Source organism: Nonomuraea sp. NPDC049709, from assembly GCF_040674815.1.
Lineage (GTDB): Bacteria > Actinomycetota > Actinomycetes > Streptosporangiales > Streptosporangiaceae > Nonomuraea.
Genome location: NZ_JBFANM010000128.1, coordinates 1 through 21,520, shown reverse-complemented (window position 1 = coordinate 21,520; position 21,520 = coordinate 1). Strand labels below are relative to the sequence as shown.

At 71.5% G+C, this 21,520-nt stretch carries 25 protein-coding genes; 13 read left to right on the top strand and 12 right to left on the bottom strand.

The genetic code is table 11. From position 1 onward, the window contains the following. Positions 1-392: NADH-quinone oxidoreductase subunit H (locus AB0J69_RS57905; protein WP_364137150.1), on the bottom strand; the 392-nt coding region annotated here is incomplete at its 3' end. 55 nt (positions 393-447) lie between these two features. Beyond that, on the bottom strand, positions 448-1,248 hold the full coding sequence (locus AB0J69_RS57900) for a helix-turn-helix transcriptional regulator (RefSeq protein ID WP_364137152.1): 801 nt from the start codon (positions 1,246-1,248) through the stop codon (positions 448-450). 132 nt (positions 1,249-1,380) lie between these two features. Between AB0J69_RS57900 and AB0J69_RS57895 the strand changes: the two genes are divergently transcribed. Beyond that, the gene (locus tag AB0J69_RS57895; RefSeq protein WP_364137148.1) at positions 1,381-1,743 is read left to right on the top strand and encodes a DUF488 family protein; all 363 of its coding nucleotides are present in this window, start codon (positions 1,381-1,383) and stop codon (positions 1,741-1,743) included. Positions 1,744-1,782: 39 nt separating this feature from the next. Here AB0J69_RS57895 and AB0J69_RS57890 read toward each other — a convergent pair whose 3' ends face one another. Together AB0J69_RS57890 and AB0J69_RS57885 are read right to left on the bottom strand one after the other, a co-directional pair. Next, positions 1,783-2,217, bottom strand: a complete 435-nt coding sequence (locus AB0J69_RS57890; RefSeq protein ID WP_364137146.1) for an ester cyclase — start codon at positions 2,215-2,217, stop codon at positions 1,783-1,785. Positions 2,218-2,285: 68 nt separating this feature from the next. Next, positions 2,286-2,789 carry a carboxymuconolactone decarboxylase family protein gene (locus AB0J69_RS57885; RefSeq protein WP_364137144.1) on the bottom strand — a complete coding sequence of 168 codons (504 nt, stop codon included), beginning with the start codon at positions 2,787-2,789 and terminating at the stop codon, positions 2,286-2,288. A gap of 151 nt (positions 2,790-2,940) precedes the next feature. On the opposite strand from AB0J69_RS57885, the gene sigJ reads away from it, so the two are divergent. Further along, a complete protein-coding gene (gene sigJ / locus AB0J69_RS57880; protein ID WP_364137142.1) occupies positions 2,941-3,885 on the top strand; it encodes an RNA polymerase sigma factor SigJ in 945 nt (314 codons plus the stop codon). A gap of 9 nt (positions 3,886-3,894) precedes the next feature. Here the strand turns inward: sigJ and AB0J69_RS57875 are convergent, their stop codons facing one another. Together AB0J69_RS57875 and AB0J69_RS57870 are read right to left on the bottom strand one after the other, a co-directional pair. Then, a complete protein-coding gene (locus tag AB0J69_RS57875) occupies positions 3,895-5,070 on the bottom strand; it encodes a macrolide family glycosyltransferase (protein WP_364137140.1) in 1,176 nt (391 codons plus the stop codon). 86 nt (positions 5,071-5,156) lie between these two features. After that, positions 5,157-5,813 carry a CatB-related O-acetyltransferase gene (locus tag AB0J69_RS57870; RefSeq protein WP_364137138.1) on the bottom strand — a complete coding sequence of 219 codons (657 nt, stop codon included), beginning with the start codon at positions 5,811-5,813 and terminating at the stop codon, positions 5,157-5,159. Positions 5,814-5,959: 146 nt separating this feature from the next. On the opposite strand from AB0J69_RS57870, the gene AB0J69_RS57865 reads away from it, so the two are divergent. The 6 genes from AB0J69_RS57865 (at position 5,960) to AB0J69_RS57840 (ending at position 11,016) form a co-directional block, all read left to right on the top strand. Further along, the gene (locus tag AB0J69_RS57865) at positions 5,960-6,586 is read left to right on the top strand and encodes a TetR/AcrR family transcriptional regulator (protein WP_364137136.1); all 627 of its coding nucleotides are present in this window, start codon (positions 5,960-5,962) and stop codon (positions 6,584-6,586) included. Next, entirely contained in the window at positions 6,583-6,777 is a 195-nt protein-coding gene (locus AB0J69_RS57860) for a hypothetical protein (RefSeq protein WP_364137135.1), read from the top strand. Before AB0J69_RS57865 ends, AB0J69_RS57860 begins: the two co-directional genes overlap by 4 nt. A gap of 22 nt (positions 6,778-6,799) precedes the next feature. Then, the gene (locus AB0J69_RS57855) at positions 6,800-8,104 is read left to right on the top strand and encodes a sensor histidine kinase (protein ID WP_364137133.1); all 1,305 of its coding nucleotides are present in this window, start codon (positions 6,800-6,802) and stop codon (positions 8,102-8,104) included. After that, positions 8,101-8,778, top strand: a complete 678-nt coding sequence (locus AB0J69_RS57850) for a response regulator transcription factor (protein WP_364137131.1) — start codon at positions 8,101-8,103, stop codon at positions 8,776-8,778. The genes AB0J69_RS57855 and AB0J69_RS57850 overlap by 4 nt, the downstream gene beginning before the upstream one ends. 136 nt (positions 8,779-8,914) lie before the next feature. Then, positions 8,915-9,325: a VOC family protein gene (locus AB0J69_RS57845; protein ID WP_364137129.1), complete on the top strand. Its 411-nt coding sequence runs from the start codon at positions 8,915-8,917 to the stop codon at positions 9,323-9,325. A gap of 260 nt (positions 9,326-9,585) precedes the next feature. After that, positions 9,586-11,016, top strand: a complete 1,431-nt coding sequence (locus AB0J69_RS57840) for a PLP-dependent aminotransferase family protein (RefSeq protein ID WP_364137127.1) — start codon at positions 9,586-9,588, stop codon at positions 11,014-11,016. Positions 11,017-11,050: 34 nt separating this feature from the next. Here AB0J69_RS57840 and AB0J69_RS57835 read toward each other — a convergent pair whose 3' ends face one another. Both AB0J69_RS57835 and AB0J69_RS57830 read right to left on the bottom strand, forming a co-directional pair. Continuing rightward, the gene (locus AB0J69_RS57835; protein ID WP_364137125.1) at positions 11,051-12,406 is read right to left on the bottom strand and encodes an FAD-binding protein; all 1,356 of its coding nucleotides are present in this window, start codon (positions 12,404-12,406) and stop codon (positions 11,051-11,053) included. A gap of 180 nt (positions 12,407-12,586) precedes the next feature. Continuing rightward, positions 12,587-13,240: a methyltransferase domain-containing protein gene (locus AB0J69_RS57830; RefSeq protein WP_364137123.1), complete on the bottom strand. Its 654-nt coding sequence runs from the start codon at positions 13,238-13,240 to the stop codon at positions 12,587-12,589. Between the two features lie 37 nt (positions 13,241-13,277). On the opposite strand from AB0J69_RS57830, the gene AB0J69_RS57825 reads away from it, so the two are divergent. Then, positions 13,278-13,715 (top strand): MerR family transcriptional regulator, encoded by a 438-nt coding sequence (locus AB0J69_RS57825; protein ID WP_364137122.1) that lies wholly within the window; start codon positions 13,278-13,280, stop codon positions 13,713-13,715. Positions 13,716-13,781: 66 nt separating this feature from the next. Here AB0J69_RS57825 and AB0J69_RS57820 read toward each other — a convergent pair whose 3' ends face one another. Then, on the bottom strand, positions 13,782-14,222 hold the full coding sequence (locus AB0J69_RS57820; protein WP_364137120.1) for a VOC family protein: 441 nt from the start codon (positions 14,220-14,222) through the stop codon (positions 13,782-13,784). Between the two features lie 246 nt (positions 14,223-14,468). Between AB0J69_RS57820 and AB0J69_RS57815 the strand changes: the two genes are divergently transcribed. Then, a complete protein-coding gene (locus AB0J69_RS57815) occupies positions 14,469-15,704 on the top strand; it encodes a cytochrome P450 (RefSeq protein WP_364137118.1) in 1,236 nt (411 codons plus the stop codon). Between the two features lie 34 nt (positions 15,705-15,738). On the opposite strand, the gene AB0J69_RS57810 is transcribed toward AB0J69_RS57815, so the two are convergent. Then, complete coding sequence (locus tag AB0J69_RS57810; RefSeq protein WP_364137116.1) at positions 15,739-16,521, bottom strand: SDR family oxidoreductase; 783 nt, start codon at positions 16,519-16,521, stop codon at positions 15,739-15,741. An 87-nt stretch (positions 16,522-16,608) separates the two neighbouring features. Between AB0J69_RS57810 and AB0J69_RS57805 the strand changes: the two genes are divergently transcribed. After that, entirely contained in the window at positions 16,609-17,460 is an 852-nt protein-coding gene (locus tag AB0J69_RS57805) for a helix-turn-helix transcriptional regulator (protein ID WP_364137114.1), read from the top strand. 21 nt (positions 17,461-17,481) lie between these two features. Here AB0J69_RS57805 and AB0J69_RS57800 read toward each other — a convergent pair whose 3' ends face one another. After that, positions 17,482-18,276, bottom strand: coding sequence for a GNAT family N-acetyltransferase (locus tag AB0J69_RS57800; protein ID WP_364137112.1), 795 nt, complete (start codon positions 18,274-18,276; stop codon positions 17,482-17,484). Between the two features lie 222 nt (positions 18,277-18,498). Here AB0J69_RS57800 and AB0J69_RS57795 point away from each other — a divergent pair, with 222 nt between their 5' ends. Next, entirely contained in the window at positions 18,499-19,560 is a 1,062-nt protein-coding gene (locus tag AB0J69_RS57795; protein WP_364137111.1) for a YihY/virulence factor BrkB family protein, read from the top strand. Between the two features lie 287 nt (positions 19,561-19,847). Then, on the top strand, positions 19,848-20,729 hold the full coding sequence (locus AB0J69_RS57790) for a GNAT family N-acetyltransferase (protein ID WP_364137109.1): 882 nt from the start codon (positions 19,848-19,850) through the stop codon (positions 20,727-20,729). 76 nt (positions 20,730-20,805) lie between these two features. Here the strand turns inward: AB0J69_RS57790 and AB0J69_RS57785 are convergent, their stop codons facing one another. After that, a complete protein-coding gene (locus AB0J69_RS57785) occupies positions 20,806-21,471 on the bottom strand; it encodes a hemerythrin domain-containing protein (RefSeq protein ID WP_364137107.1) in 666 nt (221 codons plus the stop codon). Between the last annotated feature and the right edge of the window lie 49 nt (positions 21,472-21,520).

The following is a 21,520-nucleotide window of genomic DNA, read 5'->3' as shown; positions in this document are numbered from 1 at the left end:
ACCGGCAGGTCGACCAGCTGCAGCGGCGTCTGCACGCCGAACAGGTTCACGACCGGCCCGAACGGCACGATCGAGAAGGCCAGGAACGCCGGCACGACCATGATGATCGGAGCCAGCAGGTAGAGCACCCGATCCACCGTGCGTGGGAAGAGGTCCTCCTTCAGGCCCATCTTGATCGCGTCGGCGACCGACTGCAGCAGGCCGAACTTACCGGCCCGGTTGGGCCCGTAGCGGTTCTGCATCCGCGAGATCAGCTTGCGCTCGAACCAGACCCCGAAGACGACTCCCAGCGCGAGGAAGAGGAACAGCATCACGGCCTTGACGATGGTGATCCACAGCGGGTCCTTGCCGAAGTCGGCGAGGGTGGGATCGGCCGCGAGAACGCCTGCCATGACGTGTTGCCCCTTCCTTCTCCGGCACTCGTTCGGTCCGGAGCGGAAGGTCACGCTAGCCGGTGTGCCGCTCGGTGTATTGAACGAATGCGAACAGCTGCTTCGGCGTCATCTGCGCCATCGCCCGGATCTCGCGGGTGAGGTGCGGCTGGTCGGCGTAACCGCAGGCGACGGCATCGCCCAGCGTGGCCGAGGGCCGTCTCAACGTGTCCACGGTCCGCTGGAACCGGGCGATCCGGGCCACCGTCTTGGGCGACAAGCCCACCAGCCGGCGGAATCCGAGCTCGATGTGACGGCGGCTGACGCCCAGCTCGTCGGCGAGGGATCCGATGGTGGGCGGGCCGGACGGCTCCTGCAGCCGCCACCAGGCGTGCATGATCAGGTCGTTGCGGCCGGCGTCGGGGCGCAGCCACGCCGTCAACCGCTCCTCCAGCAGTCTGAAGCGGTCCGCCCAGCTTCCCGGCGCGATCAGCCGGTCGGTCAGCTCCTCGGCACGGGCGCCGAGGAGCTCCTCCAGCCGCGTGGTGGTGCCGGCCACCTCGCGTACGGGCGTGCCCGTCAGCGCCGCCATCCCGGCGGGGGTGAGCCCGACCGCCACCCCGTGCCGCCACGGCGTACGGGCCGAGAACGTCGTGGTGGCGCGGGGACCGGTGACGATCGGTCCCATGCCGGTGAAGTCGATGATCAGGGTGGCCGCGTTGAGCGGCAGCATCCGGCTGGGCTCGGCGGGCTCTCCCGCCCGGGTGCGGAAGCCGGCCCACCCCAGCACGTACGGGCGCAGGTGCTGGGGTGGGAGGCGGCTGATCATCTGGTAGGGCTCCGCCTGGGGCTGCGTGGGCAGCGAATGGATCGCCATCACGCCAGCAAGCTTGCCCCAAGCCCACCGGCCCCGTGGCAGCGGCTCCCTCCCATGGGGGGTTGGGCTCTTCACCCTGCGTGACTTCGGGCAACCTGGGCAGGGAGTAGGGGAGGGCAGGGGGAGGCAACGATGGCACGCGGGAACCGGATCCGGGTACGCCGGGTCTACGAGGAACCGACGGCGGAAGACGGCGCCAGAGTGCTGGTCGATCGCATATGGCCGCGCGGGATCGCCAAGGCCGAGCTCGATCTCGACGAGTGGTGCAAGCAGGTCGCGCCCTCCCCTGAGCTGCGCACCTGGTACCACCACGACCCCGAGCGCTTCCCCGAGTTCGCCCGCCGCTACCGCGCCGAGCTGGCCTTCCCCGAGCGGGCGCAGGCCGTGGCGCACCTGCGCGAGCTCGCCGCCGACGGTGGGCTGACCCTGCTCACCGCCACCAGGGATGCCGAGATCAGCTCGGCGGCGGTGCTCGCCGACCTGCTCCGGGCCTGAGCCGTCGCCGACCTTGCTCCGTGCCGGGGAGCGGCTTCGCTAGGCCGGGATGGCGCCGAGTTGCCGCAGTTGCGAGAGGGTGTCGACGACCCCCCAGATCTCCACGACCCGGCCGCCGTCGAGGCGGACGATGAAGATCTCGTTGTACGTGATGGATCTGCCGGTCGGCGGGAGGCCCCTGAACTCGCCCAGGTGGGTCCCGGTCACCGTGTTCCTGGAGACGACCTTGTCCCCTTCGGCGATCAGATCCTCGATCGCGACGTGGATGTCGGGGAAGGCGCGGAGGAGCACCGCCCACACGTCCTTGAGCGCCTGCAGCCCCGTCGCCTCGCTCGGCACCGGCGCGTGGAACAGCACGTCCGGGGCGACGACCTCGTCGAACGTCTTCGAGATGATCTCCGCATCGCCGCTGTTGACGGCCTCATGGAAGTGCCGGAAGATCTCTTTGTTGCTGGTGGCCTGGGCTGCTGACATGGGGTTCCTCCTCGGGTCGAGACGAACGTTCGGGTGGTTGTCGCCGCTCGCATCGGGGCCGGCACGCATTACTTGCTGTAGTTCTTTCCGATGGGCCTGCCGGGGATCGGCTTGCCGATGAGAGCCACGGGCATGAACAGGCAGAAGTGGCCGATCGCCATGGTGAGCGTCCACAGCGCCTTGTCGTCGTAGTGGGCGCGGGCCCGGGCGAACAGCTCGTCGGGGACTCGCTCCCCGGACGGGTTCGAGGTGAGGACGGCCTCCACGAGCTCCAGCGCGACGCGCTCGGCGTCGGTGAAGTAGGGGGCGTCCCGCCAGGTCGCCACGGCGGTGATGCGCTCCTCCGCCTCCCCGGCCTTGCGGAGACTGTCGGTCACCCGGACAGCGTGGTACGTGCTGCCGACGATCTGCGCGGCGCGCAGCACCACCAGGCTGAGGGTGGCCGGCGGAACCGAACCGTTCCGGGTGGCCTTGATCACGCCTGCGGACAGCGCGGCCAGTTCGGGGAAGAACTGGGTGAGGTCGGGCAGACGCGACTCGGGCGTCTTGGCGGTCGTCGTGGGCGTGGACATGGTGAGGTCGTCCTTTCTCGGTCTCAGCGGTGCCTCACCAGTTCGACAACACAGCACCCCGGAATGTGAGGCGGCCTGCCGACCTCACAGTTCGCCGCGCTGTCTGGTCGAACTGGTGAGGGCAGTCACCACCGAGGGAGTCAGCGACACGATGGCCACCCAATCCGAGCCAGGACACGACGGATCCGATCCGGGCCTGAGCGCGATCATGAACGAGCGGCGCAAGCTGATCAATCTCGCGTACCGCCTCCTCGGCTCCCTGGCCGACGCCGAGGATGTCGTACAGGAGACCTACGCCCGCTGGTACGCCCTGCCGCAGCCGCAGCAGGACGCCATCGAGGTCCCCGGCGCCTGGCTGACCAAGGTCGCCGGCCGCATCTGCCTCAACCTGCTCTCCTCGGCCCGGGCCCGGCGGGAGACCTACGTGGGCGAATGGATCCCCGAGCCGCTGCCCGAACCCACCGAGTGGATCAACGCGCGGCCCGGCGGTGACCCGGCCGACCGGGTCACCCTCGACGAGTCCGTCAACATGGCCTTCCTCGTCGTGCTCGAGTCGATGACCCCGGCTGAACGCGTCGCGTTCGTCCTGCACGACGTCTTCAGCTATTCCTTCGCCGAGGTGGCCGAGATCGTCGGCCGTACTCCGGCGGCATGCCGCCAGCTGGCCTCCTCGGCCCGCCGTCGCATCCGGGCCTCGCAGCCTTCCGCGACCCCGGCAGCCCAGCCCACCGGCGTCGTCAGGGACTTCAAGCAGGCCTGGGAGGCCAAGGACATCGACGCCCTCATCGGCCTGCTCGACCCCGACGCCACGGTGATCGCCGACGGCGGCGGCGCCGCCGGCGCCCTGCTCCACCCGGTCCAGGGTGCCGAGCAGATCGTGCGCGCCCTGGTCACCCTCGCCGGCCGGCTCCGCCACCTGACGCTCCTGGAGCGAACGGTCAACGGCCGGCCCGGCCTGGTCGCCCAGCGTGACGGCGTCACCGTGACGGTGTACGCGTTCGACGTCGCAGGCGACCGGATCAAGCACATCTGGGCCATCCGCAACCCCGACAAGCTCCGGCCGTGGACGGCGGGACCACCCTGCGAGCGCACCTGACGTGAGAGATCAGCTCAGCATCCGCTCGATGAGGTCGGCGGCCCGCGTGGTGCCGCCTTCGGCTCGGGCCTCGGCCTGGAGCCGTGCCGAGCAGCGGGCGACCTGCGGGTCGGCGACCAGCTCGCCCAGGGCGGTCCGCAAGGACTCGGCCGTGGCGTCCTGGGTGTCGATGCGGCGGGCGACACCCAGCTCCACGAGACGGTCGGCGTTGAGGAACTGTTCGGCGGCCTGCGGAACGGCGATCATCGGCACCCCGGCCAGCAGCCCTTCGCCGCAACCGCCCATGCCGGCGTGGGTGACGAAGGCGTCGGCCTGTTCCAGGATCGCCCGCTGGGGCACCCAGGAGTGCACCTCGACATTGGCCGGGATGTCACCCAGCTCCCGCGCGTCGGTGTGCCGGCCGATCTGCAGGACGACGTGCCAATCGGGCAGGTCGCCGAAGGCCGCCAGGCACTGGCGGTAGAACTCCGGCCGGCGGGTGTACGCCGAGCCCAGGGAGATCAGCAGGACGTTCCCGGCATCGGCGGGACGCGTCCAGCCGTCCTCCTCCCCTCGCGGGCCGTAACAGGGGCCGACGAAGGTCACCCTTTCGGTGTCGACCTGGTCGGCGTGCGGTTGCATCGCTCGCGGGATCAGGGCCAGGGCCCGCGCGGGCAGGCCGGAGAAGGTGTCCACGTCGGTGGTGACGGCTCCGGAGTCGGTGAGCCACCGCGCGAACTTCGCCCGGTAGCCGTCGGCGCCGGGCAGTTGCCACAGGTGTGCCGCCACGTCCTGGTCGTAGCTCTTCCAGGCCACGAAGGTCGGGGACAGCTGTAGGACGGGGCGGTCCTGCGTTTCGGCGAGGGCGCGCGCGGCGTAGGCGCCGATGTCGTACAGGTAGAGGTCGGCGCGGTCGTGGTCGTAGGCGGCGTGCAGCTGCGGGAGGGCCTGAACGGCGTTGTCGAGGAAGAGGCCCATCGCGGCGATGGGGTCGTCGGGCCAGTTGTTGTCGGCGACCGGCAGCACGGAGGTGCAGGTGACCAGTTCGGCGCCGGTGCCGGCGATGAGGTCGCCGACCGCCGGGTCGTTGGCGTAGGTCACCCGATGGCCGCGTGCCACCAGCTCGCGGATGACCTCCAAGCTGGGCAGGACGTGGCTGACGGCGGGGATGCCGACCATGGCGATGTGGGCACGGCGACGGGGCATGGAAGATCACTCATTTCGGGCCCAGGGCGGGACGTACCGGACAGGACCGGGCTGATGGGGACGGGCTGATGGGGACGAGGCCCGCCTCACGTGCGACGGCTGTCCGGGGCGGCGGCTTCCAGGTCGGCGATGCCGCCCGACATGATCGTCCGTACGTGCTCGGTGATGTGCTCCGCCGGCCAGTCCCACCAGGCCACCGCCAGCAGCCGGGCGACGTCCTCGGCGCTGTAGCGGCTGCGGATGAGCCGGGCCGGGTTGCCGCCGACGATCCCGTAGTCGGGCACGTCCGAGGTGACCACGGCGCCGGCCCCGATGATCGCGCCGTGCCCAATCCGTACGCCCGGCATCACCGTGGCGCCGTAGCCGAACCAGACGTCGTTGCCGACGACGGTGTCCCCGCGGTTCGGCAGACCGGTGAGCAGGTCGAAGTGCTCGGACCACGAGCCGCCCATGGTGGGGAAGGGGAAGGTCGAGGGGCCGTCCATGCGGTGGTTGGCGCCGTTCATGATGAACCGCACCCCCGTGCCCAGCGCGCAGAACCTGCCGATGACCAGCTTCTCCGGGCCGTAGTGGTAGAGCACGTTGCGGGTCTCGAACGCGGTGGGATCGTCCGGGTCGTCGTAGTACGAATACTCCCCGACCTCGATCAGCGGAGACTTGACCAGCGGCCGGAGCAGCACCACCCGCGGCTGCCCGGGCATGGGATGCAGCACGGTCGGGTCAGCGGGGACAAGGGGTTGCATGGATCGTTTCCTCTTGGACTCTTGCGCATGGCGGGCGAACGCTTCGGAAGGGCAGTGACAAGGCCACTAATGCGACAGTTGCTACTTTAAGATGGTGTCATGACGCTGCTTGCTGAGCAAACGGGTTACGAGCGATGACTCCCGCGGTGCCACCGTCAGAGGACGGCGGCCCGGCGACCCGACGCCGCCCGGGTGGCCGTACCAGCCGCATCCGTGCCCAGGTTCTCGACGCGGTCCGCGCCGAGCTGGGGGAGCGCGGCTACGACGAGCTCACCATGGAGGCCGTCGCGGCACGGGCGGGCGTGCATCGCGCAACGGTCTACCGGCGCTGGCGGGACGTCGGGGGCCTGCTCGCCGACGTCTTCGCGGCGGCGGGCGACGATGACTGGCAGCCCCAGGACACCGGCTCCCTGCAGGGCGACCTGGCGGCGCTGAACCACGAGAGCCAGGCGTCCCTGACCGCGCAGCCGCCCATCGTCTCAGCCCTGATCGCCGCCTCGTTCCGCTCCGAGGAAGCCGCCCGCGGCGTGCGGCGGCTCTGGGAGGACCGGTACGCCCGCTGCGAGGTCATTGTCAGCCGGGCCGTGCGGCGCGGCGAGCTCCCACCGGACACCGACGCGCGGCGGCTGCTCGTCGCCGCCACCGCACCGGTGTACCACCAGCTGGTCCTACTCCGTACGCCACCCGACCCGGACCTGCCCGACCAGGCAGCCAGGACGGCCGTGCTCGCCGCCTCCGCCGGCGCCTTCGCTAGGCCGGCCACTGACCGGTGATCGTGTTGATCATCCTCGGCAGCATCCCCGCGTTGCGGGAGCCCCAGGAGGCCAACGGCGGCCTGACGGACTTCGACCTCTACGTGCCTGTCCTGATCTTGTTCAACCTGGCCATCCTGGCGATGACCGCCCTGCCGGCCTACGCGGTCGGGTGCGCGGTCGTCGCGGTCGGCTGGTTCCGCTGGGAATAGACTCGCCACGGTGGGAGGGGTTTTGAGCGGGCAGAGGCCACAGCCCAGGACCGCGGCGCGGGAACAGCCGCCGTTCTTCCTGGTCACCGTGGTGCCGTACACGTTGCTGGCCGGCCTCGTCGTCTTCATCGTGTTGGTGAAATACGCGCCGGGCGACGGTGCGGTGCTCGTCAACCTCGGCCTGTGCGGGCTGGCCGCGGCGTGGATGCTGGTCATGTTCACCCTGCGTCCCGCCTGGTGGGAGCGGCCACGGATCATGGTGGTGTTCTTCACCGGGCTGGTGGCGATCACCGCGATCCTGGTGGTGCGCGACCCCATGTTCGGGTTGTTCACCCCCGCCGCCTACATCTACGCCTTCACGGTCCTTCCCTGGCCGTGGCGGCTGTCAGGCGTGGCCGCCGTGGCGGTGCTGGCCGGCACCGCGCAGGCGTCCAGCGTGCCCAAGACGACCGCTGCCGGCCTGACGATCTACGTGCTCATCGTGGTCGTCAACCTCGTCATGATGTGCGTCACCGCCTGGCTCCTGCAGCTCGCGGAGGACGAGAAGAAGCAGCGCGTGCGGGCCCTCGCGGAGCTGAGCCGGACGAACCGCCTGCTGGAGGCGACGCTCGCCGAGAACGCCGGCCTGCACGCCCAGCTGCTCACCCAAGCCAGGGAGGCAGGGGTTCTCGACGAGCGGCAGCGGATGGCACGCGAGATCCACGACACGCTGGCACAGGGGCTCACCGGGATCATCACGCAGCTCCAGGCCGCCGAACAGATGCACGAGGTCCCGGCCCCGTGGCGCCGGCCCTTCGACGCCGTCAAGAGGCTGGCCAGGGAGAGCCTGGCCGAGGCCCGGCGCTCGGTCGACGCGCTCCGGCCCGAGCCGCTGGACACCGCGCGCCTGAGCGACGCACTCGCCGATGTCGCCGACCGGTGGTCCAAGCTGCACGGGCTCGCCGTCCAGGTCACGACGACCGGCACGGTGCGGCCGATGGCACCCGAGGCCGAGTTCGCGCTGCTGCGCACGGCACAGGAGGCCCTGGCCAACGTGGCCAAGCACGCGCACGCGACCCGGGTCGGGGTGACGCTGTCCTACCTGGAGAACGAGGTGGCGCTGGACGTACGAGACGACGGCAGGGGCTTCGATCCCGCCGGTCTCGAAGCCGGTACGGCGGCGGACGGCGGGCCGCAGCCGACCTCCCGCGACGGCGGGTTCGGCCTGACCATCATGCGGCAGCGCGTCGAAAGGCTGTCCGGGAGCCTGCGGATCGAGTCCGGGCCCGGCGCCGGCACCGGAGTCTCGGCCTGCGTCCCCACGCTGCCGGCCGGGAGCCGCACATGACCGATCGCACGGCTGATCCGGCCGCCGAGCCCCCGATCCGGCTGCTGGTCGCGGACGACCACCCCGTCGTCAGGGACGGGCTGAGCAGCATGTTCGCCTCCGCGCCGGGATTCGAGGTGGTGGGGGAGGCCGCGGACGGCGCCGCGGCCGTACGGCTCGCCAAGGAGCTCCAGCCCGACGTGATCCTGATGGACCTGCGGATGCCGGGCATGGACGGGCTTACCGCGATCACCGAGCTGACCAGGCTCGGCGTCACCTCGCGCGTACTGGTGCTGACGACGTACGACACCGACACCCACGTACTTCCGGCGATCGAGGCCGGCGCGACCGGCTACCTCCTCAAGGACTCCCCCCGGGAGGACCTGCTGCGGGGTGCGCGAGCCGCCGCCAGGGGCGAGAGCGTCCTGTCCCCGTCGGTGGCGGCGCGGCTGATGAACCGGATCAGGACACCCGCGCCGCAACTGCTCAGCCACCGCGAACTCGAGGTCCTCCAGCTCGTGGCGGCCGGCAACACCAACCGTGAGGCGGCCGCCCTGCTGTTCATCACCGAGGCCACGGTCAAGAGCCACCTGCTGAACATCTACGCCAAGCTCGGCGTGAACGACCGCGCCGCCGCCGTCACCGAGGCATTCAACCGAGGGCTGCTCGTCCCGCGAGCACCCGAACAATCCTGACCCGGGAACACCCGGTGTGGTGGTGCGGAACTGTCCGGTTACCGGCGTAACTCCTGATCAAAGAGAACCCATCTGCTGCCGCGGGTGCTGGCCGGGCTGATGGCGGAACGCGTCGTCCACGCCTAGCGTGACTCCCATGGAAATCACCATCCACACGACCTTCCTCCCGCACGACGACCCGGACGCCTCCCTGGCCTTCTGGCGCGACACCCTCGGATTCGAGGTCCGCAACGACGTCGGAAGCGGCAAGATGCGCTGGATCACGGTCGGCCCCAAGGACCAGCCCGGCACGTCCATCCTCCTCGGGCCGCCGGCCGCCGACCCCGGCATCACCGACGACGAGCGCCGCACCATCGCCGAGATGATGGCCAAGGGCACCTACGGCTGGATCATCCTGGCCACCGCCGACATCGACGGCATCTTCGAGCGGCTGGAGGCCGACGACGCCGAGGTCGTCCAGGAGCCGATCGAGCAGCCGTACGGGGTCCGCGACTGCGCCTTCCGTGATCCCGCCGGAAACCTGGTCCGCATCCAAGAGCTCCGCTGAGCCGCCCGGCGATCGCAGCCCTGAACCGCGCACCCGCGTACCGTGAGGTTCTGCCCGCCTCCCACTGGTCCCGGGACAATCGCCGCGACGAACAACCCCGCCGACATCGTCACAGATCCGGTAGCCGGCCGGTCTGAGTTGAGGAACGAATGCTGATTCGGCGCCGATGGACGGGCTGAGACGCCGGGCGGGCGGCCCGGCGGGTCGCTCAGCCTGGCAGGAATCGGTACCCGCCGATAGGGTCCGATCCTGTGGGCCGATTGAGGACCAATTCGGGGCCGGCCGAGGACCTGCTCATCGAGCTGGACCGTGATGCCGGGGTGCCGCTGCACCGGCAGATCGAGGCGTCCATCCGCGCCGGCATCCGGGCCGGCCGGCTGCGCGCGGGCGCGTCGCTGCCGCCCAGCCGCACGCTCGCGGCCGGCCTGGGGGTGTCACGCGGGGTGGTCGTGGAGGCCTACCAGCAGCTCGTCGCCGAGGGCTACCTCGCCAGCCGATCGGGCGGTTACACCCAGGTCGCCGCGTTGATGCCGCCGGCCGCCGCCGACGCGGGCCCCGCGGCTTCGGTGGCACGGCCGGTCGCGCGCGCAGCCGGCTTCAGGGTCGACTTCGGGTACGGGCGCACCGACGTGTCACAGTTCCCGCGGGCCGCCTGGCTGCGCTCGGTCCGCCGCGTGCTCACCACCACGCCCAACGACCGGTTCGCCTACCTCGACGGGCGTGGCGTGCCGGAACTGCACGGGGCCCTGTGCGACTACCTCAACCGGGTGCGCGGCACGTCGGCCGTCCCGGGCAACGTGGTGATCTGCAGCGGCTACGGGCAGGGCATCTCGCTGCTGATCCAGGTGCTCGTCCGGCACGGCGCCAGGCGGATCGCCCTGGAGGACCCGTCGTCCAACGACGACGCCCGGGTGCTGGCCGGCGCCGCCGGTCTGGATGTGGTCGGCATCCCGGTGGGTCCGGACGGCGTTCAGGTCGATGCGCTCCACCAGGCCGACGCCGATGCGGTCGTGCTCACGCCGTCGCACCAGTGGCCCACCGGGGGAGTGCTGTCGGCCGCGGCGCGGGCCGAGGTGATCCGCTGGGCGAAGCGCCGCGGCGCGATCGTGATCGAGGACGACTACGACGCGGAATACCGCTACGACCGGTCGCCGGTGGGCGCCATGCAGGGCCTGGCGCCCGATCATGTCGTCTACTGCGGTACGGCCAGCAAGACGCTCGCGCCGGGGTTGCGGCTCGGCTGGCTGGTGCTGCCTCCCCACCTGGTCGCCGACGTCGCCGAGGCGAAGGTGCTCGCCGACCGCGGTTCGCCGGTCATCGACCAGTTGACGTTCGCCGACTTCCTCGCGCGCGGCGAGTTCGACCGCCACCTGCGCCGGATGCGTCCGGTGTACCGCCGCCGCCGCGACGCGCTGCTCGGCGCCCTGCGCACTCACCTGCCCGAGCTGCACCCGGCCGGGGTCGCCGCCGGGCAGCATGTGGTCGCCTGGCTCCCGCCCGACCTCGATGAGACGGCGGTGGTGACGGCCGCCGCGCGGCGCGGGCTCCGCATCCACGGCGTCGGCCCGTACCGGATCTCCGGCACCGGACCGGGCGGCCTCATCTTCGGCTACGCCATCCTCGGCGAGAGCGCCATCGCCGAGGGGGTCTCGCTGCTGGCCAGGGCCATCCGGGAGGTACGGGGACCCTGATCCCGCGCGGGCGGCACATCCGAGGACATGCGCGTCAGCGCGCCGGGCGGATGTTCTGGTTCAGGTGGAACACGTTGGCCGGGTCGTACGCGGTCTTCACCGCGGTCAGCCGGGCCAGCTTCGCCGCCGAGTACGCCCGCCGTACGCCGCCCTGCCCGTCGGTCAGCTCGTCGGCCGTCAGCGAGTTGACGTACACCCCACTCGCGTACGGCTCCAGCGCGGTCCCGGCGGCGCGGGCGGCATCCATCCTGATGTCGTCCTCGGCCGGGTCGGTCCACCGCGACCCGGCACCGAACTCGAACATCGTCCCGCGATGGCTGAACGCCGCGTCGGCCTCCGGCACCTCGGCGATCGCGCCGCCGTGCGCCTGCAGGCCGACGCCCGGCAGGTACGGGCTCGCGCTCAGGTCGGTGCCGCCGCGCAGCAGGAACGCCTCGATCGCCGAGGTCGGGAATCGCCGCAGGTAGTGCCCCTTGGAGTAGCGGCGGTAGGTGTGGCCGCCGGTGGAGTCGTCGCGTTGCTGCAGTTCGAGGTAGGACGGTGTGGTGACGCGGGAGGCGACGGGACGCCCGAGCGCCCGCATCGCGGGGAGCAGCCGGCGGCCCTCGGCCGGGTCGCCGACCCACACGTACCCCAGCGTGGCGATCGGGCCGGTGGGGCCGCTGCCGACACTGGCGGTGAACGTCGCCTGCCGGGGCGCGACGGCGTTCAGGTCGCGCCAGCCCTCGATGACCGGGACGGCGTCCTCGGCGCGGAAGTCGAACTCGGCGACCAGGGTCCGCGTGCCGGTGCGATGCAGCTGGAACTCGAACTCGGTGACGATGCCGAAGTTGCCACCACCGCCGCGCAGGCCCCAGAACAGGTCGGGGTTCTCGGTGCGGCTCGCGGTCACCAGGTCCCCCTCGGCGGTGACCATCGTGTACGAGATGACGTTGTCGCAGGCCAGGCCGTACTGGCGGGCCAGCCAGCCCATGCCGCCGCCGAGCGTGAGCCCGCCGACGCCGGTGTGCGAGACGTTGCCGGCGGTGGTGGCCAGGCCGTACGCCTGGGACGCCCGGTCCAGCGCGCCGAGCAGCGCGCCGCCCTGCACCCGGGCCCGGCGACGGGCCGGGTCGATCCGCACGCCGCCCATGGGCGTCAGGTCGATCATGAGACCGTCGTCCGGCACGGCGAAACCGGCGACGTTGTGGCCGCCGCAGCGCACGCCGATCTCCAGGTCCAGTCCCCGGGCCATCCGCACGGCGGCGACCACGTCGGCGACGCTCGCCGCGCGGACGATCATGCGTGGTCGCCGGTCGATCATGGCGTTCCAGACGGTACGGGCGGTGTCGTAGCCGGCGTCGCCAGGCGTGAGGAGCCGGCCGTCGAAGCGGGTCGCTGTCGTTGTCATGCACTCAGCCTGGCAGGAATCGGTACCCGCAATGAGGTCCGATCCTGTGGGCCGATTGAGGACCAATTCTGGATTGCTCATGGCGTCCGCACGCTGAAGGGGCGTACCTGCCCTGCGAAGAACGCAGCGGTCGGTTGACCTGGAGGGTCGTCGAAACAGCCCGGCCGTCACAGTCCGCGGTCATGACGGCATGCGGGTCGGATTGCCGGCGAGCACGCAGGCAACGGGCGGGTCGAGCTCAAGGGTCTCGACCCGGAGATGGGTGAAGCCGGCCTGGGTGAGCAGGTCCTGGAGTTCCTGGGCGGCCCGGGCCGTGGTGTCCCGGGTGGCACCGGGGCAGCGGGGCTGGCTGACGAGCGCGATGCGTCCCGCGGGGCGCAGCAGGCGGCGCAGCTCGCGAAGCCGCTGCACCGGGTCGGGCCAGAACCCCACGGAGTTGACGGCGAGGATGGCGTCGAGCGGATCGCCGAAGCTCGGCAACCGCTCCACGGAGGCGTGCGCGAGGTGCACGCGGCCGGCTCGGACGGCGGCGGCGTTGCGGCGGGCGGCCTGCCGGACCATGGCCTGCGAGTGGTCGACGCCGAAGACGTGGCCCCGGGTGGCGCGGCCGGCGAACTCGGCGATGGCGACGCCGGGACCGAAGCCGATCTCGAGCACCCGGTCGGTGGGCTGCACGTCCAGCAACGACACCGCCCAGATGTTGCGCTGCCGGTTGGAGGGGCGGTGGGCGAACATCCAGCCGATCGCCCACCCGAGGATGCCCCGGGGGTGGTGCGCCTGGCGCACCAATCTTCTGAGCGCGCGTTGCTTGAGAGAGGTACCTGCTGTCTGCATGATCGCAGTCAACGGCTTCAAGTACGCTTGAAGTCAAATGGACGAGCAGCTGACGATTGGTGAGCTGGCGAGCCGCACGGGTGTCGCCACCTCCGCCCTGCGCTACTGGGAGGAGCTCGGCCTGCTCCCGGCACCGGCCCGGGTCTCGGGCCAGCGGCGTTATCCGCCATCGGCGGTCCAACTGGTCGGTGTGGTGGTGTTGCTGCGAGATGTCGGTTTCACGTTGCGGGAGGTCAAAGCGTTCATCGCGTCTCGCTCGCCGGCCGGCGACGGCTGGCGGGAGCTGTACCAGCGCAAGCTCGCCGAGCTGGAGCGACGGATCGCCCAGGCCCAGGTGGCACGCACCGCCATCGCCCACGGCCTGGCCTGCCCGCACCAGGACATCTTCGAGTGCTCCCACTTCACCAGCGGGATCGCGGCGCTCCTGGCGGGATCGACGCTCGAAGAGGCGCACGAGCAGGTTCATTCGCACTGACCCTGCCGTCGAAGACCGCCGGCCTCACCGCCGGCGCGCGAGGCCGTACGATGCCTCCGGCAGCCCTCAGCCGAGCTGTTCGGCCAGTCCGACGACGATGCCCTCGGGGCCGCGGACGTAGCAGAGCCGGAAGCTGTCCTCGTACTGCGCCAGCTCGCCGACGAGTTCGGCGCCGTGGGTGCGCAGGCGGGCAATGACGTCCTCGATGTCGTCGACGGCGAACATGATGCGGCGAATGCCCAGCGTGTTCGCCGGCGCGTCCTTCGGCACGACGCTGATCGCCTTCGGCTTGTGGAACTTCGCCAGCTCGATCCGGCCGTGGCCGTCCGGGGCCCGCAGCATTGCGACGTCCTCCCGGACGTCGTCGATCCCGATGACACGCTCCACCCAGCGTCCCTCGATCGGTGCCTTGGCCTCCAGCTCCATGCCGAGTTCGACGAAGAACGCGATAACAGCGTCGAGGTCGTCGACAACGATGAGGACGTTGTCCATCCGCCGGATCGTCATGCTGGTTCTCCTTGGTGTCGTACGGCCACGGTGGCCGCATCCACCCGTGAGACGGAGCCGCCAGGCCGTTCTCGACATCCTCGGCGACATCTTCTTCGGGAATTTCCGGGGAGACCCGAAGCGATCCGGCCCGCATTTAAGGTTCGCTTGCGTATCTTATCGCGGTGATCTACGGTGTCTCCCTATTAGATACAGCTGCGTACTCTACGACGGCGATCCCTTCCCTCCAGAGACAGGACGTGCCCCATGACCGAGAAATCCGCGAGCGTGAGCACCGCGACGATGCGGCGGATCCTGCCCGCGGAGATGGTGGAGCGCGGACGCGACCCGTTCGATCCGCCGCCCGGCCTGCGGGGACAGGGCGCGGTCCGGCCGCTGGACCTGCTCAATGGCGCTCGGGCGTGGCTGGTGACGGGGTTCGAGGAGGCCCGTACGGTGCTGTCGGACGCGCGCTTCAGCGCCGACAAGATGCGCCACCGGGACGCGACGTCGCTGCGGCCGCACGAGCCGGCCGAGGCGAAGGCGGAGCGGGAGGACGGGATCTTCGTCTTCATGGACCCGCCGGAGCACACCCGGCTGCGGCGCTCACTGACGGGACAGTTCACGGTGCGGCGGATGCGGGAGCTCGAGTCGCGGGTGAGGGAGATCGCGGTCGAGCACGTCGAGGCGATGAAGGCGGCGGGCACGGAGGCCGATCTGGTGCCGGCGTTCGCGTTGCCGCTGCCGTCGCTGGTCATCTGCGAGTTGCTGGGCGTGGACCACGCCGACCGCGCGGAGTTCCAGCAGCGTACGGCCGTCGGGCTGAACGCGAGCTCGACCCCGCGGGAGCAGGCCACGGCGCGCGCCGAGCTGTACGCGTTCATGCGGCGGCTGGTGGCCGCCAAGCGCTCGACCCCCGCCGACGACCTGCTGTCCGGCCTCGTCCACGACACCGACCCGGCCCTGACGGACGCGCAGCTGGTGGATGTCGCCCTCCTGCTGCTCACCGCGGGCCATGAGACCACGGCGAACATGCTGGGCCTGGGCACGTTCGCGCTGCTGGAGCACCCGGACCAGCTCGCGGCGCTACGCGCCGATCCGGGCCTGATCGACAACGCGGTGGAGGAGCTGCTGCGGTTCCTGTCGATCCTGCAGCTCGGGGTCAGCCGGGTCGCCACCGAACCGGTGACGCTGGGCGGTGTGGACCTCCCCGCCGGCGCGACCGTCGTGATCGCCACGCCCGAGGTCAACCGGGACCCCCGGCACTGGGACGACCCCGACACGCTCGACGTGCGCCGTCCGCGGACTCCGCACCTGGCCTTCGGGCACGGGGTTCACCAGTGCCTGGGGCAGCAGCTGGCCCGGATCGAGCTGCGGATCGGGCTGGGCGAGCTGCTCTCCCGCCTGCCGGGTCTGCGCCTGGCGGTGCCGGCCGAGCAGGTCCCGGTACGCGACGAGATGCTCATCTTCGGCGTACGTTCGCTGCCGGTCACCTGGTCGTGAGACGGCCGGCGCCGTGCCGCCACGGCTTGCCATGTCAGGCGCCGGCGCCGCCGTCGACCGGCACGATCGCGCCGGTCACCATCGAGGCACGGTCGCTGAGCAGCCACGCGGCCACCTCGGCCACCTCGCGCGGCTCGGCCATGCGGCCGAGCGGGGTCGCCGCGTTGTTGCGCTCGATGATGCCCGGGGACACCGCCTCCCACGCGTCGATCATCTCCGTGGCGGTGCCGCCGGGGGTGATGCCGTTCACCCGGATGCCCTGGCGGCCCCAGGTCGCGGCTGCCGTCTCGGTGATGCTGTTGAGCGCGCGCTTCATGGCGCCGTACGCGGGGAGGGCGGGGTTCGCGCGGCGGCTGCCGATGCTCGAGGTGTTGACGATGGCCCCGCCACCGTCCCGGCGCATGAGTGCGGCCTCGGCGGTCATGGCGGTCCAGTGCGCCCGGAAGTTCACCGCGAACTGCTCGTCGATGTCCTCGTCGCTCGTGGTGTCGAGCGGGCCGGGCTGCTGGATCGCCGCACCGTTGTTGAACGCGCCGTCGAGCCGTCCGTGCAGCTCCTCCACGCGGTCGACCGCGGCGCGGATGCTCGCACGGTCGGCGAGGTCCACGGTCACCGCGTCCGCGACGCCGCCGTCGGCACGGATCTCGGTGACGATCCGCTGGAGGGCGTCGGTGCCGCGGGCGGCGAGCACGACGGCGGCCCCCTCGCGGGCGAAGAGCCGGGCCGCGGCCGCCCCGATGCCGCGGCTGGCGCCGGTGATGAACACGACCTTGCCGGTGAGCAGGCCGATGGGTGCGATATCGATGTCGTTCGTCATGCCGACAGTGTCAGGCCGGCGGCCAGGCCGGATGCAGGCACAGACGGTACCAGGATCCATCGCCGCACAGCGTGCAGACTTGGGGGTATGGACAAACAGGAACTCGGTGCGTTCCTCCGCAGCCGACGCGAGCGGCTCCGGCCGGAGGACGCCGGCCTGCCCTCGGGCCCGCGACGCCGGACACCGGGTCTGCGCCGCGAGGAGGTGGCGGTCCTCGCGCACATCTCCACGGAGTACTACATCCGGCTCGAACAGGGCAGGGCGCCGCGACCGTCGGGCGGGGTCCTCGCCGGGATCGCCGGCGCGCTGCGGCTCACCGACGCCGAATCCGACCACCTGCACGTCCTCGCGGGCACCGCGCCGAGCGGTGCCGGACTGCATCGGCGCGACGTCCGCCCGAGCATCCTCGCGCTCCTCGAGCGGCTGCCGCAGACGGCCGCCTTCGTGATATCGGCCGCGTTCGAGGTGCTCGCGTGGAACGACCTGGCGGCCGCGCTCATGGAGAACTTCGCCGAGCTCGCCCCGCGGGACCGCAATCTCGCGCGCCGCGCCTTCCTCGGGCCGGCGCGCGCCGACGCGACGCTGTACGGCATCTCCGACGCCGCGGAGTTCCGGCACCACGTCGTCATGGAGCTGCGCTCCACCCTCGCCCGGTACCCGTCCGACCCCGCGGTGGCCGAACTCGTCGACGAGCTCCGCGACGCCAGCCCCGAGTTCGCCCGGCTGTGGGAGCGGCACGACGTACAGGCCGCACCGACGCTCACGAAGACCTTCCGTCACCCGGTCGTCGGGGAGATCACCGTCGACTGCGACACGCTCACGCTCAAGGACCGCGACCAGCACCTCGTGCTCTACAGCGCGCCGCCAGGCTCCCCTGCCGCCGAGGCTCTGGCCCTTCTGAACGTACTCGGCGCCGAGGCCGGCGACTATCTGCGGTGAGCGGTCGATCAGCTTCGCTCCTCAGGCGCGAACCCAATCGCGATTCTCGCGCAGGACGGCGAACCCGGCCGATCGATAGAGCGCCACCGCCGCCTCGTTCGTGGACGGTGTCACGACGGCGACCGCGCTCGCACCCCGATCGGCGAGAGCCGCGCACGCGCCCAGCACGGCATCGCGCCCGTAGCCGTGCCCGCGATGGTCCGGATGCGTGCCGACCGGCTCGAGCAGCCCGCACCTGCCCAACCCCGCGAACCATCCGGTCGCCGCGGCCGCGGGCTCCCCAGCTGGCGTACGCACGAGCGCCTCCACGGCCAGCCCGCCCGCCGGCGACCGCTTCATCGTGCGCCAGCGCTCGACGGTGAACGTCGATCCCGCGAACGCGGACCGCTGCACCAGCACCCGGTCGGCCGCACCGTCCGCACCGACCGGTTCGGCCCGGCTCGACACCGGCCGCGGGGTCCACGACATGACGAGCCACGACTCCTTCTGATCGAGCTCCCACCCGGGCACAGGCAGACCGTCGGACTGATCGTTGCCGGGCTCGAGCAGCTCCTCGGCATCGGCCGCGAGCGCCCCGAGATCGGTGCCCGGCGCGGCGGTCACGCGCAGCACGGGGCCGTCGAAGAAGCCGGCTGCCACCGGTTCCCCACCATCGGTCCAAAGAAGAACGGCCGCGTCGTCGAACCGCAGATACCACCCCACGTCCCCGGGATGGAGGCCGCCGCCCGGGGCATCGACCGGCGTCCACTCGCTCAGAGCGCGCAGCGCCGGGCCGGTTTCGGCAGGGGTCAGGCGGCGCCGCGCGAGCGAGATCATGAACGGCAGACTAGCCAGCGCGCCGCAACGTCTCAAAGGCTTTTGACCAGGCTCCGCGACCACGGCACCATGGCCACCACGCACAGCCGACGCTCGACCCCAGGCTGAGGCTGTTCAGGGTGGCCGGCGATGCGGAACGCCTCCAGCGCAGGGGGCATCCCCCCGTTTCCGTGATGGGCCGCGAACCACTTGAATTCCGCGAAGTGGGGTAGAACGTCCGCCGTGGGATCCACGGTCACCGTCCCCCAGACCCGCACCATGAGCGGCGAGGAGCTGTCCGCCGACGATGCGTGGGAGACGCTGCGCAAGTACGGCGGCTGGCACTTCGTGCACGACTCGTTCGTCAGGTTCCGCTACGGCGATGGCATGAGCCACTCGCGGGCTCTGGCCTTCCAGATCTGCCTGGCGATCATCCCCGGCGCGATCGCCCTGGTCGGTTTGAGCGCGGTCACCCATCAGGAGGAGCTGGGCCGGGTGCTGCGGCTCACGCTGAGCGCGCTGGCGCCCGGGAGCGGCGCCGAGGCCGTGATGCAGGTGCTGCAAGGCGGGAACGGCACCCGGGACGAGCTGGCGCTCTGGCTCGGCCTGGCCACCACGCTCGCCGCGCTGGCCAGTGCGATGGCGCAGTTCGAGCGGGGGGCGAACCGGATCTACGGCATCGAGCGGGACCGGCCGTTCCATCGCAAGTACGCCCGGGCGACCGTGCTCGCGCTGACCGCCGGCCTCTGCATGATCACCGGGTTCACGGTCCTGGTGAGCGGTGGTGAGCTCGGCGACGCGCTGAGCGAGACGTACGGCTGGGGCGACGCGGGACGCCAGGCCTTCGCGTTCGTCCGCTGGCCGCTCGGCTTCCTGCTCGCGCTCGCCTCCACGGTCACCCTGTTCAGGGCCTCGCCCAGGCGCAGGCAGCCCGGGCATACGTGGCTGGCCGCGGGAGCGCTGGTGGCGCTGGGCTTATGGACACTCTTCACCCTGGCCCTGGCCCTCTACACCGAGTACAACAGCACGTTCGGCGACACGTACGGGCCGCTGACCGCCGTCATGGCGCTGCTGCTGTGGTCGTTCCTCAGCTCGATCGCGCTCTTTCTGGGGATGGCGTTCGCGGCCCAGCTGGAGGCCTGCCGTGCCGGCTGCGTCGAGCCCGCACACCCGGATTCCGGGCCCACCGCGGAGGAGGAGCGCGAGCCCCTGGTGGGCGAGGTCGGAACGGCCGTGATCACCGCCGTCGGCGGGCTGGTCGGCCGTCGCCGCAGGCGAAGGCGGGTGAGCCGCCCGGACGCCTGAGCCTCCTGCACGCCGGCGTGGCCACCTGGCAGCAGGTCGGCGCCGCCCTCGGCCCGCACGCCCAGGCCGGAGACGGCCACCTCGATGCCGTCCACCGGCGACAGCAGCCCGGCCAGCGCTCCGCGAGGAGAACCCGGGTCACGATCACGCCCGCGCAACACCGCTATAGTGCTGATCGCGCCCGATGCCGGGGCCGTTCTCGAGGGAGGTGTGCAGCAGATGCGCAGGACCGTTCAGCGGCGAAACCGCAGCCCTGTTCCCACCCACCTCCCCAAGCCGGAGACATCGTGTCGATTCGCATCACCCCGCTGACAGACCCCCACCCCACTTCCTCCAGCCGCCGCCTGGCCTGGCTGGCCGCGCTGCCCGGCGGCGTGCCCGCCGGATCGGCGTTCCTCCGCCTGTTCACCAGGGCGGGCCAGGAGCACCTGGCCGAGCTCGAGCTCCAGGTCCACCCGGCCGAGCGGCGTAGCGGCGTCGGGTCCGCCCTGCTGACCACCGCGCTGGCCGCGGCCCGGGTGGAAGGCCGGCGCCGCGTCATCGCGGAGGCGGAGCCCGGTGCGCCGGGGGAGGCGTTCCTGTCGGCGCGCGGCTTCCGCAAGGTTCTGACCTTGACCTACGCGCGGCTGCCGCTGGCCGGGGCCGACCTGGCCGGCCTCAAGGAGCTCGTACGCAGCCCGCACCCCGGCTACCGGCTGGCCGCGTGGGACGGCGTCGTGCCGGACGAGCTGGCCGAGACGTTCGCCGCGTCCCGCCACGCCATGGACGACATGCCGATGGACGAGGTCGACTACGGCACCGTGACGTGGGACGTCGACCGGGTACGCGAAGCGGCGCGGGCGATCGAGAGCCGGGGCGAGCAGCTCCACACCGTCGTCGCCGTCGCCGAGTCGGATGGCTCCATCGCCGGTTTCACCGAGCTGGTCGTCCCCGGGGACGGCAGGGGCGATGCCCAGCACTACGGCACCGGGGTGCTCCCCGCGCATCGCGGGCACGGCCTGGCCCGCTGGATGAAGGCCGAGGCCGTCCGCCAGGCCCGCGAGCGCTACCCGGAGCTCGACGGCTTGCTGACCGACACCGCCGACGGCAACCGCCACATGCGGGCCGTCAACGACGCGCTCGGCTACCTGCCGACCCACAAGAAGGTGACGCTGCAGCTCGACATGTGACACCCCCGGCAGATCCCGCGCGACCGCGTACCGAGGCGGAGCCGGTGTCCGCCACGGGTTGAGCCGTGGGTGCCGGTCAGCCGCGCGGGGTGAACTGGTTGAGGTTGTAGATGCCGAGCGTCTTCTCGATGTCGGCGACCTGGTTGACGACGCCGGTGAAACCGGCCGCGCCGAACCGGCGGTGCTCCTCGTCCTCGAAGATGTCGGCCATCTCCAGGAACTCCTTGGTCGGGACCACCTCGCGCAGCGCCGGGAAGACGACGGTGTCCTCGCGGGCCTCGTGCGGCTCGTACATGCGGATGAACGCGCTCATGTCGGCGACGAGGCGCTGATGGGCCGGACCGGGCGAGGCCGTGGGCGTGGCGCCGCCGGTGGCCGCGATGATCCGGCCGGTCACGACGCGCCCGCGCCGGTGCTGCAGCAGGAGCACCGGGACGGTGTCGGTCAGCTTTCCCGCCTTGACCAGGCGCGGGAACACGTACCGCTCCTCCAGCTGCTCGTGGTAGTCCTCGATGAAGCTGCGGATGATGCGTGCGCCGGCGTTCAGCGCCTGGGCCGGCACCTGCTCGCCGGCGTTGATCCGCCGGATGCCCTCCCGGTAGATCAGCAGGATCCGCTTGAGCACGCCGTGCTCGCGCATCAGATCCTCCGGCGGCGTCACCGGCGCCTGGTCCACCTGCTGGGTCGCCCCCGGCGTCGGCGTCGACGCCGGGGGCGACCCCGCGGCCGGCAACTTGCGCATGACCAACATTCACCCGCAAAACACCACGAACACGCCCCCCGCCAGGGCG